Here is a 14,172-nt window from a genome sequence, read left to right on the forward strand (position 1 = left end):
GGACAATAGACTCGCTCCGGTCACCGCGCGTCATCGAGCACGCCCGTACGCGCGGCCGGCCCACCGCAGACGTCTCAGGACAGCCACGAAGGGGGCACTGATGGCCGCCATCTCCCGCGAGGAGGTCGCGCACCTCGCGCGACTGTCGCGGCTCGCCGTCACGGAGGAGGAACTGGACACCTTCGCCGGCCAGCTGGATGTGATCCTCCAGTCGGTCGCGCAGGTCGGCGAGGTCGCCGCGGCGGACATCCCGCCGACGTCCCACTCCGTGCCGCTGACGAACGTGCTCCGCGAGGACGTGGTGCGGCCGGGCCTGACCCCGCAGGAGGCGCTGTCGGGCGCCCCCGACGCCGAGGAGCAGCGGTTCCGCGTCCCGCGGATCCTGGACGAGGATGTGGCCTCATGACCGACCTGAGCAAGCTGACCGCCGTTGAGATCGCCGGACTGGTGGCGAGCGGCGAGACCTCCGCGGTCGAGGTCACCCAGGCCCACCTGGACCGCATCGGCGCCGTCGACGACCGGGTGCACGCGTTCCTGCACGTCGACACCGAGGGGGCGCTGACGGCCGCGCGTGCCGTGGACGAGCGTCGCGCCGCCGGTGAGGAGCTGGGCCCGCTCGCCGGTGTGCCGGTCGCGGTGAAGGACGTCCTCACCACGAAGGGCGTGCCGACCACTGTCGGGTCGAAGATCCTGGAGGGCTGGCGCCCGCCGTACGACTCGACCATCGTCGAGCGGCTGCGCGCCGCCGGCACGGTGATGCTCGGCAAGACGAACATGGACGAGTTCGCGATGGGCTCCTCCACCGAGTACTCGGCGTACGGGCCGACCCGCAACCCGTGGGACCTGGAGCGGATCCCGGGCGGCTCCGGCGGTGGCAGCGCGGCGGCGCTGGCCGCGTACGAGGCGCCGCTGTCGATCGGCTCGGACACCGGCGGCTCGATCCGCCAGCCCGGCGCGGTCACCGGCACCGTCGGCGCGAAGCCCACCTACGGCGGCACCTCCCGCTACGGCCTGGTCGCGTTCTCCTCGTCGCTGGACACGCCCGGCCCGTGCGCGCGTACCGTGCTCGACGCCGCGTTGCTGCACGAGGTGATCGGCGGTCACGACCCGCGCGACTCCACCTCGATCCCGGCCCCGGTGCCGGACGTGGTGGCCGCGGCGCGGCGCGGCGCGACCGGCGACCTGACCGGCGTGAAACTCGGCGTGGTCACCGAGTTCACCGGTGAGGGCGCGGAGCCGGGCGTGATGGCCGCGTTCCGCGAGTCGGTCGAGGCGCTGGCGAAGCTGGGCGCCGAGATCGTCGAGATCTCCTGCCCGCACTTCAAGTACGCGCTGCCGGCCTACTACCTGATCGCGCCGAGCGAGTGCTCCTCCAACCTGGCCCGGTTCGACGGCGTCCGGTTCGGCCTACGGGTCGGCGACGACGGCAACCGGTCGCTGGAGGAGGTCATGTCGCTGACCCGCGAGGCCGGCTTCGGCCCCGAGGTCAAGCGGCGCATCATGATCGGCACGTACGCGCTCTCGTCGGGTTACTACGACGCCTACTACGGCCAGGCGCAGAAGGTCCGCACGCTGATCACGCGGGACTTCACCAGCGCGTTCGAGCAGGTCGACGCGCTGATCTCGCCGACCACGCCGTTCGTGGCGTTCCCGATCGGGTCGCGCACCGCCGACCCGTACCAGATGTACCTGGCCGACCTGTTCACCATCCCGACGAACCTGTACGGCGGCCCGGCCATCTCGGTGCCGTGCGGCCTGTCCGACGGGCTCCCGGTCGGCTTCCAGATCATGGCGCCGACCATGGCCGACGACCGGATGTACCGGGTCGCCGCCGCGCTGGAGAGCGCCGTCGGCACGCTCACCCCGCCGACGCTCTGAACCCGCCGGTACGGAGGAGGGTCGCCCGCCTCCGTACCGGGAGACGTCCCGCGCCCGGTGCGGTCACCACGACCGCGCCGGGCGCGGCTGTCGTCGCGGCGACACGGTGATCACCGATCAGTGGATTGCCCGGGGTGACTGGCACTGGTCGAATAAACTGCGAGTCTGCTGGATCGACTGGACTGTGGCCCGCTGGCGGACGCGAGCGGTTCCGACCGAGAGCTGGATGTGCGATGGGGACACTTCGCCCGGTCATGGCCCTGACGCTGGTTGCCGCATTGCTGCTGGGCGCCGCGCAACCCGCCGCCGCGCAACCGGCCACCGCCGCCACCGAGACCGTCACCATCACCTCGGGCAAGCCCCGGTCGGTCATGGACATCGGGCAGGTCTACGCGATCCACACCGTCGAGGCGACCGGTGGCTCCGGGCCGTACCGGTTGTCGGTGGCCTCGGGCGCTCTGCCGCCGGGCATGCTCGTGGTGGGGAACTCGCTCGGGGGCGCCCCCACGACGCCTGGCACGTACACGTTCACGCTGCGGATGACCGACCAGAACGACCTCTTCGACGAGCAGACGGCGACCATCGAGGCACGCGAACCGAAGGTCGTCATCACGTCGGGCAAGCCCCGGTCACCCATGTACCTCGGGCGGGTGTACGCGATCCACACCGTCGAGGCGACCGGTGGCTCCGGGCCGTACCGGTTGTCGGTGGCCTCGGGCGCTCTGCCGCCGGGCATGCTCGTGGTGGGGACGTCGCTCGGGGGCGCGCCGACCACCCCCGGCACGTACACGTTCACGCTACGGATGACCGACAAGAACGACCGCTTCGACGAGCAGAACGCCACAGTCGTCGTCGCCGCGGCGGCGACCGCGTTCACCTCCGGCGAACCGTCAGCCGCCACCGTCGGCAAGCCGTACTCGTTCCGGTTCACCGCCGACGGTGACTCGGACATCGCGTTCGCCCTGGCCGCCGGGGCCCTGCCGGACGGCCTGACCCTCGACGAGAAGGGCCGGCTCAGCGGCACCCCCGGCAGCGCCGGCACGTTCACCTTCACCGTCGCGGCGAAGGGGTACAGCACCAGCGCCACGAAGCAGGTGTCGCTGACCGTCGCCGCCCCGGCCCCGAGCACCCCCACGGCGACCCCGGCCGACCCGACGGCCACGCCCACCCCGGCAGACCCGACGGCCACGCCGACGCCGAGCGATCCGGCCGGCACGCCGTCGGAGAGCAGCACCGCGGCGCCCCAGCCGACGCCCTCGCCGTCGAAGGTGAGTGGCGCGTGGCTGCCGATCACCGGACCGGGTTCGCCGCTCGTACTGCTGCTGTTGAGCGTCGTGGCCTTCTCCGTCGGCGGCATCCTGCTCGTGCTGGCCTACAACCGTCGGCGGAGCTTCACCACGCCCGAGTGACGCCCGGCCGAGGCCGGGTAGGCGGAGCGGTAGGCTTGGCGGCGTTGTGTCCGGATGCCGCCGTGGGCCGGCTACCGCCTGCAAAGCTGGAGTTCTCATGACCACGACGCTGCCCGCGTACGACGAGGTCGTCGCGCGCTTCGAACCGGTGATCGGCCTGGAGACCCACGTCGAACTGGGCACGAACACCAAGATGTGGTGCGGCTGCCCGACCGACTTCGGCGGCGAGCCGAACACCCGGGTCTGCCCGGTCTGCCTCGGCCTGCCCGGCTCGCTGCCGGTGGCGAACAAGGCCGCCATCGAGGCGACCATCCGGATCGGGCTGGCGCTGAACTGCTCGATCGCCGAATGGTGCCGGTTCGCCCGGAAGAACTACTTCTACCCGGACATGCCGAAGAACTTCCAGATCAGCCAGTACGACGAGCCGCTGTGCTTCGACGGCTACCTGGACGTCGAGGTCAACGGCGAGATGGTGCGCATCGGCATCGAGCGGGTGCACCTGGAGGAGGACACCGGCAAGACGCTGCACGTCGGCGGCGCCACCGGCCGCATCCACGGCGCCACCGAGTCGCTCGTCGACTACAACCGGGCCGGCATCCCGCTCGTCGAGATCGTCACCAAGCCCATCCCCGGCACCGGCGCGCTCGCGCCCGAGGTCGCCCGCGCGTACGTCGCCGAGCTGCGTGACGTGATCCGCTCGCTCGGCGTCTCCGACGTGCGGATGGAGGAGGGCTCGCTGCGCTGCGACGTCAACACGTCGCTGAACCGGCCGGGTGAGGAGTGGGGCACCCGCACCGAGACGAAGAACGTCAACTCGCTGCGCTCGGTCGAGCGGGCGGTCCGCTCGGAGATGCTGCGCCAGGCGTCGGTGCTGGAGGCGGGCGGCCGGATCACCCAGGAGACCCGGCACTTCCACGAGGACACCGGCGACACCACGTCGGGCCGGTCCAAGGAGACCGCCACCGACTACCGGTACTTCCCGGAGCCGGACCTGGTGCCGCTGGCCCCGGACACCGCGTGGGTGGCCGAGCTGAAGGCCGCCCTGCCGGAGCTGCCGCGGCTGCGCCGCAAGCGGATCCAGCAGGACTGGGGCCTGTCCGACCTCGACATGCAGTCGGTGGTCAACGCCGGCGCGGTCGAGCTGATCGAGGCGACTGTGGCCGCGGGCGCCACCCCGGCCGCCGCCCGCAAGTGGTGGCTGGGCGAGCTGTCCCGCCGCGCCAACGAGACCGGCGTGGAGCTGGCCGACGTGGGCGCGACCCCGGCCCAGGTCGCCGAGCTCCAGGGTCTTGTCGACGCCGGCAAGCTCAACGACAAGCTGGCCCGTACCGTGCTGGAGGGCGTGGTGGCCGGCGAGGGCTCGCCGACCGAGATCATGACCAACCGCAACCTGGAGGTCGTGTCGGACACCGGCGCGCTCACCGCCGCCGTGGACGAGGCGATCGCCGCCAACCCGGACGTCGCCGACAAGATCCGCAGCGGCAAGGTCGCGGCGGCCGGCGCGCTCGTCGGCGCGGTCATGAAGACCACCCGCGGCCAGGCGGACGCGAAGACCGTCCGCGAGCTGATCCTGGCGCGGCTCGGCGCCTGACCCGGTCGTGTGGGCCCTTTCCCGGCAGGGGAGGGGCCCTTCGTCCGCTCCTCACCCCGCAGAGGGCGTCAACGGCGACGCCCGGATGGAGTCACCGTGAACCAGCACGACCTCGACGTCCTCGACGAGATCCAGCGCCGGGTGCTCTGGCTCGCCACCCGCATCGTCGACGCGGCCAACCACGACCGCGACACCGGTGACGGGGTCAAGGTCGGCGGCCACCAGGCGTCCAGCGCCTCCCTGGTCACCGCGATGACCGCGCTCTGGTTCCACCACCTGGACGCCGAGGACCGGGTCGCGGTGAAGCCGCACGCCTCGCCGGTGTTCCACGCGATCCAGTACCTGCTCGGCAACCTCGACAAGTCGTACCTGCCGAAGCTGCGGGCGCGCGGCGGGCTCCAGTCGTACCCCTCGCGCACCAAGGACCCGGACGAGGTGGACTTCTCCACCGGCTCGGTCGGCCTGGGCGCCGCCGCGCCGCTGTTCGCCGCCGTCACCCGCCGCTACGTCGACGCGCACTTCGGCCCGCGCCCGCACTCCCGGTTCGTCGCCATTCTCGGCGACGCCGAGCTGGACGAGGGCAACATCTGGGAGGCGGTCGCCGACCCGGCCACCACCGGGCTGGGCAACGTGATGTGGCTCGTCGACTTCAACCGCCAGTCGCTGGACCGGGTCGTACCGGGCATCCGGATCAACCAGTGGCGCGGCCAGTTCGAGGCCGGCGGCTGGCACGTCGTGGAGGTCAAGTACGGCCGCAAGCTCGCCGAGGCGTACGCCCGGCCGGGCGGCGAGGCGCTGCGCGACTGGATCGACCGGATGCCGAACGAGCAGTACCAGTCGCTGTTCGGGCTGACCGGGCCGGCGCTGCGCAAGCAGTTCCTGGACGGCGCGCCGGCCGAGGTGGCCGCCATCGTCGCCGACATCGGCGACGACGAGCTGGGCCCGCTCGTCACCGACCTGGGCGGGCACGACGCGCAGGCCATGCTCGACGCGTACGCCCAGTGCGACGCGGTCACCGACCGGCCCAGCGTGGTCTTCGCGTACACCGTGAAGGGCTGGGGCCTGCCGATCGCCGGCAACCCGCGCAACCACTCGGCGCTGCTCACCACCGAACAGGTCGACGTGCTGCGCGCCGCGCAGGGCCTCACCGCCGAGACCGAGTGGGACCGCCTCGACCCGGCGTCCCCGGCCGGCATCCGGGCCGGCGAACGCCGGGAGGCGCTGTCCCGCCCGCCGCGCGAGCGGGCGCTGGGCGTCACCGTTCCGGAGACCACGCGGGTACGCGCGAACAAGCCGGTCTCCACCCAGGAGGTCTTCGGCCGGGTGCTCGTCGACCTGGCCCGCGATCCGCAGGTGGCGCCCTACCTGGTGACCACCGCGCCGGACGTGGCGACCTCGACCAACCTGGCCGGATTCATCAACAAGACGGGGGTCTTCGCCCCGACCGAGCAGCGTTCCTGGACCGAGGACCGGATGCTGCGGTGGACCGAGAGCCCCGCCGGGCAGCACATCGAACTGGGCATCTCGGAGATGAACCTGTTCCTGCTGCTGGGCCAGCTCGGCCTGTCGTGGGACCTGTCCGGCCAGCCGCTGCTGCCGATCGGAACCGTCTACGACCCGTTCGTGCTGCGCGGTCTCGACGCGTTCCTCTACGGCACGTACTCCGGTTCCCGGTTCGTGGTGGCCGGCACCCCGTCGGGCATCACGCTGGCCCCCGAGGGCGGGGCACACCAGTCCACGATCACCGCCTCGGTCGGCCTGGAGCTGCCAGGGGTGACGTTCCTGGAGCCCGCGTACGCCGGCAGCCTCGACTGGCTGCTCTGCGACGCGCTCGGGCAGATCGCCGGCGGGTCCGCGCCCGCAGCGACCGCCGCGCCGGCCGAGGACGGGGCGTACTACTTCCGCCTCAGCACCCGGCCGATCGACCAGGCGCCGTTCGAGGCGGCCCGGGCGCGACTCGGGGACGCCGTGCTGCGGCGGCAGGTGGTGGCCGGCGCGTACCGGCTCGTCGACGCGCACCAGGCGTACCCCGATCTGGCTGATGCCCCGGTCGTGCAGCTCGCCGCCTCCGGCGCGGTGCTGCCGGAGGTGCTCGCGGCCGCCGCGGAGCTGGCGGAGGAGGGCGTGGCCGCGCACGTGGTCGACGTGACCAGCCTGGACCGGCTCTACCGCGCGTGGCAGCGGACGCTGCGTCAGGGCGTGCGGACCGCGACCGTGCCGAGCGTGCCCGGCGCGCTGCGGTCGGCGTTCGCCGACCGGGTGCCGGTGGTCACCGTGCACGACGCGGCCTCGCACGCGATGGCGTGGCTCGGCTCGGCGGTCGGCGCCCCGGCGGTGCCGCTCGGCGTGGACGAGTTCGGCCAGTCCGGCAGCGTCCGGGAGCTGTACGAGCTGCACGACCTGCTGCCCGGCAGCATCGTCAACGCCGCGCTGGCCGCGATCGCGCTGCGCTGAGGCTTCTCCGTTGCGCTGAGCGCATCGTGTCAAGGGGCCGCCGCGGTCCGCGTCTCGGTCGAGCCTAGGCAGTGTTCCTCACGGAACGTCACCGCCGATCCGGTTGCGGGGAGTAACCGCCTCTCGCAGCCGAAGGGGTTGCCTCGCGGCCCCTTTGCTCTGCAGCCATATCCGCAGCACCCCTTCTGAGCTGGGGTGGAGCGGTCCGCGTCGCTGCTCTGCAGCCACCCATGCGGTTACTCTCGGTGTCTGCTGCGCCGATGGGTGCAGAGCAAAGGCCGCGGCGGGGCATCCCGGTGCCCGACAGTTTCATGACGCCGAGTGACCGGGTGCCTCGCGTGGCAAGGGGCCGGGCGTGAGGGACCGCGAGAAGCAGGGAAGAACGGGAGCAGGCGCGGGACGGTCAGCTGGTGGGTGTGGGGCTCAGGGTCGTCGTACCTGGCGACGGCGACTCCGAAGGGCCGCGGGTCGGGGTCGGGGTGACCGGCACCTGGTCGCCCTTGGCCGGGTCGCGGATGACGTGCCGCTCCAGGTTGACCTGCGACTGCCCGGTGCCGCCCACGGTGATCTCGTCGTACGCCTGGAGCAGCTTCTGCTGGTCGAAGTAGAGCACCGTCATGGTCAGCGGGGTCGGCTTCTCGCCCTCCAGGCCCCGCAGCCCGGCCCCGCCGGTCGAGCCCTGCACCATCAGCGTGGTCGGCTGTTTGCCCTCGACCTGCGGCAGCTTCGACACCTGCCGGGAGTGGGTGTGCCCGGAGAGCACCAGCGGGCAGGTGCCGGAGAGCGGACCCGCCGAGGCGGGGTCGTGGATGAGCGCGATGTCCACCTTGCGCGGCGACTTCTCGATCGTGGCGGCCAGCTGTTCACCGGCGCCGATCACCTGGTCGGCGACGGCCGAGGTGAGACCGCTGCCGGCCGGTGAGGTCTCCTTGTCCGGGGTGAAGCGGGGATCGCCGATGCCGGCGATGGTCAGGCCGCCGACCGTCGTGACCGAGTTGTTCAGCACGATCGCGTTCGGCTGCTGCGCCACGGCGGCGGCGGTGCGCGGCGAGTCGTGGTTGCCGCGGATGAACACGTACGGCTTCTTGAGCAGGCCGATCGAGCCGACGAACGACGCCTCCGGCTCGCTGCCCCAGTCGGTCATGTCGCCGGTGTCGACCACCACGTCGATGCCGAACTGCTCGACCACGGTACGGATCAGCTGCCACCCGGTCGGGTTGAGGTGGATGTCCGACACGTGCAGCACCCGGGTGGTGCCGGGCGACGGTTGCACCACGGGCAGGGCGGAGACGGTGGTGTAGAGCTTGCTGACGTTGCCGACCAGCCGCTGGAGCTGCTCGGCGTACTTGGTGTAGTCGTTCGCGATCCGCCGCGCGTCACCGACGATCGCCGGCGCGTTGACCAGCAGGCCCTCGTACCGGGGCTCCTCGATGGCCTGCGGGCGTAGGGTGCTGGCGGCGGTCCCGAGGCTGCCAGCCGTGATGACGAGCGCCATGCCGCCGGCCCACGCGGTACGCCGGACGTCCCGGAAGACGAGCGCCGCCAGGATCAGCGTGGCCAGCACCACCGAGGCGAGCGTACGCAGCCCGAGCCGCATCACGCCGTCGCGGACGTCCTGGACCGCCGACTGGCTGGCCCGGCTGATGCTGGCCGGGTCGTCGATGAGCGCCTCGGTGCGCCCCTGGTCGAGCGAACCCACCTCGACGGTCAGGTACGCCGGGCCGTCGTGGCTGTCCAGCAGCAGCGCGCCCAGCGGCGGGATGTCGACGGTCGTGCCGCCGGACAGCGACGGGCTGAGCTTCAGCTCGGCCCGGAACGGGCCGATGTCGGTGCCGACGTGGCCGCCCGCGTACGTGCCGACGACGATGCCGCCGAGCGTGACCGCGAGCAGAGCCAGGACGACACCCAGCCGGCGCAGCCGGTGACCGGGACGCCAGGCCGCCCAGCGGCGGGCGCGCCCGCGCTCCGGAGACGTCTCGTCCCCGGTGCGGTGCTGTTCGTTCTCGTGCCCGTCCATGCTGAGATCCTGACCTGCCCCTTGAGCGATCTTGACAAACCCGGTGGGCTGGATCAGCTCCGGCCGGCGCCCCCGTCGGCGAAGACGAGTCGCAGGATGCGGTCGTCCTCGGCGGTGGGCGTACCCCGCCCGTCGCGGTTCGAGGTGCTCACCCAGAGCGAGCCGTCCGGCGCCGCCGCGACGGCCCGTAGCCGACCGTACCGGCCGGTGAGCAGGTCGCGGGGCTGACCGAGGACGGTGCCGTTGCCCGCCAGCTCCACCAGCCAGAGCCGCTGGCCACGCAGGCAGGCGGCGACGAGCAGACGGTCCGCCGCCGCCAGGCCGGAACAGGAGGCGTCACCGGTGGGCCACTGCGTGATCGGGTTCACGTAGCGCTTGTCGTCGCCGCGCCCCTCCACCCGGGGCCACCCGTAGTTGCCGCCCTTGTTGATCTGGTTGATCTCGTCCCAGGTGTTCTGGCCGAACTCCACCGCGTACATCTTCTTGTCCGGCGTCCAGGCGAAGCCCTGGACGTTGCGGTGACCCGTCGACCAGACCGGCGACCCGGCGGTGGGGTTGCCCGGCGCCGGTTTGCCGTCCGGGGTGATCCGCAGGATCTTGCCGCCGAGGCTCTTGGCGTCCTGGGCGTTCTCGGTGCGCCCCGCGTCCCCGGTGCTGGCGTAGAGGTGGCCGTCCGGGCCGAAGCCCAGCCCGCCGCCGTTGTGCGTGCCCGACTTCGGGATGCCGGTCAGGATCGGCTCCGGCGCCTGCCCGAGCTGCATCTTCGCGATCCGGTTGTCGTCCTCGGCCGTGTAGTAGACGAAGACCGTGCGGTCCCGGGCGTACGCGGGGGAGACCGCGATGCCCAGCAGGCCGCCCTCCCCGCCGGCGGCCACGTCCGGCACGGTCTGTACCGGCCGGACGGCCAGCCCGTCCGGGCCCGACTCCGGGCCGACCTGGAGGATCCGTCCCTTGTCCCGCTCGGTCACCAGCGCCCCGCCGTCGGGCAGGAACGCGATGGCCCACGGCACCTCCAGCCCCTTGGCCAGCACGGTGGCCACCACCTGCTGGCCGGCCCCGCCGGGACTCGCGGTGCCGGACGGTGTCGGCAGGTTGGGCGGTGCGCCGGCCGGGTCCGGCTCGGGCTCGCCGAGGGCGCAACCGGCGGTGGCCAGCAGCAGCGCCGCACAGGACACCGCCAGCGCCGTCCGGAGGCGGAGGACACGGGGGTACGCAAGACGCGGGCTCACCCGCCCAACCCTAGCCGGGCGGACCGGCGAACCGGGCGCGTCGCGCGCACGCCTGCCCGCGTCCGGCCGTTCGGGGGAGTGCCGGTTCAGCCGGCCCGCAGCGCGAGCAGAGCGACGTCGTCCTCCCACTGGTGCGCGGCGGCGAGCAGCCGGTCGCAGAGCAGGTCCAGCGGTACGCCCGGCCCGCCGGCCCGGAGGTGGGCGAGCAGGTCGGCCTGCCCCTCGTCGATCGGCTGGTCCCGGCGCTCGATCAGCCCGTCGGTGTGCAGCAGCAGCGTGTCGCCGGGGGCGAGGGTCAGCGTCCGGCCGGTGCGCCGGGGCGGCCGGGCCAGGCCGAGCAGCGGCCCGCGACCGTCCGCCACCGAGACCGTGCCGTCGGCGCGTACCAGCAACGGCGGCGGATGCCCCGCGTTGCACCAGGAGACGCGCAACGCGCCGTCGGCCGGGCGGATCCGGGCCAGCACGGCGGTGGCGACAGTGGGCACCCGCAGCCCGCCCATGGCCCGGTCGAGGTGGGCCACCAGATCCTCCACCGGGTCGTTACGCCCGTACGCGTTTCCGCGCACCAGGTTGCGCAACTGACCCATGGTGGCCGCCGCCTCGATGTCGTGCCCGGCGACGTCGCCGATCGCGGCGATCAACTCGCCGTCGGGCTGGACGAAGGCGTCGTACCAGTCGCCGCCCACCTCCACCCGGTCGGCGGCCGGCAGGTAGCGGGCGGCCAGCTCGATCCCCGGCACGGCCGGCAGGGCGGGCAGCATGCTGTGCTGGAGCACCTCGGCGACGTGGCGCTGCTCGCCGTAGAGGCGGCTGTTGCCGACCGCCTGTCCGGCGCGTACCCCGATGTCCTGCGCGGTGCGCAGGTCGCTCGCGTCGAAACCGCGCCGCCCCTGGCGGTTGACCAGCGTGACGGCCCCGATCACCCGGTCCCCGGCGGCGGTGATCGGCACGGTCAGGTGGGAACCCACGCCGAGCCGGTCGGCGAGCGGCACCAGGTCCGGATGCGTGGTGCCGCGCGCCACGTCGTCCAGGCCGGCCACTGCGCGCACCGCCGGCCGCCCGGTACGCAGCACCGACCGGATCTGCGACTCCCCGCTGAGCCCGGTGGTCAGCAGCTCGGCGAAGCGGGCCAGGTCGGCCTCGCGCTCGGCGTCCCGGTGTACGCCGGTGACGGTGCGCGGCCGGCCGGCCGGGTCGACGAGCGTGATCAGGCACCAGTCGGCGAGCAGCGGCACCATCGCGTGCCCGAGCCGGTCGACGGCCGTGGTCACGTCGAGTGTGCCCCCGAGCGTCTCGCTCATCCCGGCCAGCATGGCGAGCCGGCCGTGCGCCTCCTCCGCGCGGCGGCGGGCCTGCTCGGCGCCGCGGAGCGCGATGCGCAGCCGCAACTCCGAGGAGCACGCGGCGGCCAGGTCGGCGAGCGTCCGCAGCTGCTCCTTGGTCCAGGCCCGGGGCTTGCTGTCGATCGCGCACAGCGAGCCGAGCACCCGCCCGTCCAGGTCGGTCAGCGGCATGCCCGCGTACGCGACCACGCCCAGGTCCTCGATGGCCAGGTTGAGGCGTACCCGGGGGTAGAGGCGGGCGTCGGGCAGCACCAGCGGCATCTCGATGTCGACGACGTGCTGGCAGAACGAGTGGCTCAGCGGCGTCTCCCGGCGTGCCGCCCACGGCTCCGGCAGGCCGGTCGCTCCGGGGAAGAACTGACGCTCGGCGTCCACCAGGGAGACGAGTGCGACGGGTACGTCCAGCAGGTCGCCGACCAGCCGCGCGAACCTGTCGAACGCCTCGTCCGGTACGGCGTCGAGCCGCGTCTCGTCGAGTGAGCGCAACCGGTCGGGATCGGCGAGCGCCGGAATCGGCACGGACACCCGTCCCCGGCCGTGCTCGCTCATCGCCATCGCCCCCCGGGAACCGGGAACGCCCGGCCGACGTTCCGTCCTCGGTTATACCCCGCTGGGGCGCCACTCCATTCCCGGCGCGGTGTTCGTCACGGGTCACGCCGCGCCGGCCGGTCCGGGGCCGATATCGTCGGCGGTCGTGAAGGTATGGATCCCGCATTCGGAGGGCCGCCGGCTGCTCGGCGAGCTGCCGCCCGGCGTCACCGTGGAGCTGCTGGACGACCCGCGTCGGCTCCCGTCGTCCCCGTCCGGGGTGCGGTTCTGGGTGCCACCGTTCCTGTCCGGCCCGGACGCCGGAGCGCTCCTGGCCGAGCTGCCCGACGTCGAGGTGGTGCAACTGCTCTCCGCCGGGGCGGACGCCTGGGTGGGACGGATCCCCGACGGCGTGACGCTCTGTGACGCCCGGGGCGTGCACGACTCGCCCACCGCCGAATGGGTGGTCGCCGCGATCCTCTCCTCGCTGCGCGGGTTCGCGCCGCTGGCCCGCGCCCAGGCGCGGCGCGAGTGGGCGTACGACGAGGTGGCGCCCACCGACGAGCTGGCCGGCAAGCGGGTGCTGATCGTCGGCGCCGGCTCGATCGGCACCGCGGTACGCGACCGGCTCGCCCCGTTCGAGGTGAGCTTCACGCTCGTGGCCCGTACGCCGCGCCCCGACCAGGGCGTGCACGGGGTCGACGAGCTGCCCGCGCTGCTGCCGGAGGCGGACGTGGTGGTGCTGCTGGTGCCGCTGACCGAGCAGACTCGGGGCATGGTCGACGAACGTTTCCTCGCCGCGATGCCGGACGGCGCGTTGCTCGTCAACGCGGCCCGAGGGCCGGTGGCCCGCACCTCGGCGCTGGTCGCCGAGCTGACCTCGGGCCGCCTGCGCGCGGCGATGGACGTCACCGACCCGGAACCACTGCCCGCCGACCATCCCCTGTGGGAGTTGCCGAACGTGCTGCTCACCCCGCACGTCGCCGGCTCGGTACGCGGGCTGCTGCCCCGCGCCTACCGCCTGGTGGGCGAGCAGTTGCGCCGGTACGCGGCCGGGGAGGAGCTGACGAACCGGGTGGTCGACGGCTACTGATCGCCGGTTTGCTGATCGTTGCCGGCGTCCGGTAGCTCCTGGCCGGTGACGGCGACCAGCCGGGGCAGTTCGGTGGCGCGTACCGCCGGCAGCACCACGACCTCGCCGTCGTCGAGCCGGGCGACCGCCCTTCCCTTGGGGTCACCGGCGAGTTCGGCGACCCGGTTCCACGGCACCCGGCGCTGCCCGACGAGCGCCCGCAGCCGCAGCTCCCGGGCGTCGGCGTCGGTGCCGGCCCGCCACGCCCAGACCGCGGCGGCGAGCGGCACGAGCAGCACCCAGAGCAGCCACCAGCGGGCGGAGGCCAGGGGCAGCGCGCCGATGAAGGCGACGATCGCGGCGACCAGGATGGCCTGGTTGTGACGGAAACGGACGGTATCGGCGCGGCTCACCCCCCGATGATCCCATCCGGCCAGTCCACGCCACCCCCCGGGCGTCCGCACCCCCGGGTCGGACCACCCGAGCGCGCCCGCCCTCCCGCGCCCGGCCACTCCGCCGCAGCCCTCCCCGCCCTCCCCGCGTCCGCGTCGTGCCCGCCGACGATCTTGGTACGGATTCGCCCCTTGCGGGGCGGTCCGGTACCAAGATCTCGCTCGAGTTGGAGATCTTGGAAGCGTTGGGCCCCTCTGG

Annotated in this window: 10 protein-coding genes; 6 read left to right on the forward strand and 4 right to left on the reverse strand. The window is 73.2% G+C overall.

The window, feature by feature from the left end:
• Positions 1-100 precede the first annotated feature (100 nt).
• The 5 genes from gatC to GA0070562_RS10705 all read left to right on the forward strand — a co-directional run bounded on the left by gatC (position 101) and on the right by GA0070562_RS10705 (position 7,332).
• Entirely contained in the window at positions 101-406 is a 306-nt protein-coding gene (gene gatC / locus GA0070562_RS10685; protein WP_013284468.1) for an Asp-tRNA(Asn)/Glu-tRNA(Gln) amidotransferase subunit GatC, read from the forward strand.
• Complete coding sequence (gatA, locus tag GA0070562_RS10690) at positions 403-1,878, forward strand: Asp-tRNA(Asn)/Glu-tRNA(Gln) amidotransferase subunit GatA (protein WP_091419295.1); 1,476 nt, start codon at positions 403-405, stop codon at positions 1,876-1,878. Before gatC ends, gatA begins: the two co-directional genes overlap by 4 nt.
• 254 nt (positions 1,879-2,132) lie before the next feature.
• Positions 2,133-3,287 carry a putative Ig domain-containing protein gene (locus GA0070562_RS10695; protein ID WP_254663774.1) on the forward strand — a complete coding sequence of 385 codons (1,155 nt, stop codon included), beginning with the start codon at positions 2,133-2,135 and terminating at the stop codon, positions 3,285-3,287.
• A gap of 97 nt (positions 3,288-3,384) precedes the next feature.
• Complete coding sequence (gene gatB / locus GA0070562_RS10700) at positions 3,385-4,878, forward strand: Asp-tRNA(Asn)/Glu-tRNA(Gln) amidotransferase subunit GatB (RefSeq protein ID WP_091419301.1); 1,494 nt, start codon at positions 3,385-3,387, stop codon at positions 4,876-4,878.
• A gap of 96 nt (positions 4,879-4,974) precedes the next feature.
• Positions 4,975-7,332 (forward strand): transketolase-like TK C-terminal-containing protein, encoded by a 2,358-nt coding sequence (locus GA0070562_RS10705; RefSeq protein ID WP_091419304.1) that lies wholly within the window; start codon positions 4,975-4,977, stop codon positions 7,330-7,332.
• A 403-nt stretch (positions 7,333-7,735) separates the two neighbouring features.
• On the opposite strand, the gene GA0070562_RS10710 is transcribed toward GA0070562_RS10705, so the two are convergent.
• From GA0070562_RS10710 to GA0070562_RS10720, 3 genes are all read right to left on the reverse strand, one after another.
• The gene (locus tag GA0070562_RS10710; RefSeq protein WP_091419306.1) at positions 7,736-9,349 is read right to left on the reverse strand and encodes a metallophosphoesterase family protein; all 1,614 of its coding nucleotides are present in this window, start codon (positions 9,347-9,349) and stop codon (positions 7,736-7,738) included.
• A 53-nt stretch (positions 9,350-9,402) separates the two neighbouring features.
• Complete coding sequence (locus GA0070562_RS10715) at positions 9,403-10,578, reverse strand: PQQ-dependent sugar dehydrogenase (RefSeq protein ID WP_091419309.1); 1,176 nt, start codon at positions 10,576-10,578, stop codon at positions 9,403-9,405.
• 86 nt (positions 10,579-10,664) lie between these two features.
• On the reverse strand, positions 10,665-12,470 hold the full coding sequence (locus GA0070562_RS10720; RefSeq protein WP_091420212.1) for a SpoIIE family protein phosphatase: 1,806 nt from the start codon (positions 12,468-12,470) through the stop codon (positions 10,665-10,667).
• Between the two features lie 145 nt (positions 12,471-12,615).
• On the opposite strand from GA0070562_RS10720, the gene GA0070562_RS10725 reads away from it, so the two are divergent.
• Complete coding sequence (locus tag GA0070562_RS10725) at positions 12,616-13,542, forward strand: 2-hydroxyacid dehydrogenase (RefSeq protein WP_091419313.1); 927 nt, start codon at positions 12,616-12,618, stop codon at positions 13,540-13,542.
• Here GA0070562_RS10725 and GA0070562_RS10730 read toward each other — a convergent pair.
• A complete protein-coding gene (locus GA0070562_RS10730) occupies positions 13,536-13,934 on the reverse strand; it encodes a PH domain-containing protein (RefSeq protein WP_151499656.1) in 399 nt (132 codons plus the stop codon). The genes GA0070562_RS10725 and GA0070562_RS10730 overlap by 7 nt on opposite strands.
• Positions 13,935-14,172 lie beyond the last annotated feature (238 nt).

The organism is Micromonospora tulbaghiae, from assembly GCF_900091605.1.
In the GTDB taxonomy this organism is placed as follows: Bacteria; Actinomycetota; Actinomycetes; order Mycobacteriales; family Micromonosporaceae; genus Micromonospora; species Micromonospora tulbaghiae.

Excerpts from the sequence above, each read along its gene's own strand:
- gatB (WP_091419301.1), top strand. The coding sequence starts at position 3,385 with ATGACCACGACGCTGCCCGCGTACGACGAGGTCGTCGCGCGCTTCGAA.
- gatA (WP_091419295.1), top strand. The coding sequence starts at position 403 with ATGACCGACCTGAGCAAGCTGACCGCCGTTGAGATCGCCGGACTGGTG.
- GA0070562_RS10710 (WP_091419306.1), bottom strand. The coding sequence starts at position 9,349 with ATGGACGGGCACGAGAACGAACAGCACCGCACCGGGGACGAGACGTCT.
- gatC (WP_013284468.1), top strand. The coding sequence starts at position 101 with ATGGCCGCCATCTCCCGCGAGGAGGTCGCGCACCTCGCGCGACTGTCG.
- GA0070562_RS10720 (WP_091420212.1), bottom strand. The coding sequence starts at position 12,470 with ATGAGCGAGCACGGCCGGGGACGGGTGTCCGTGCCGATTCCGGCGCTC.
- GA0070562_RS10695 (WP_254663774.1), top strand. The coding sequence starts at position 2,133 with ATGGCCCTGACGCTGGTTGCCGCATTGCTGCTGGGCGCCGCGCAACCC.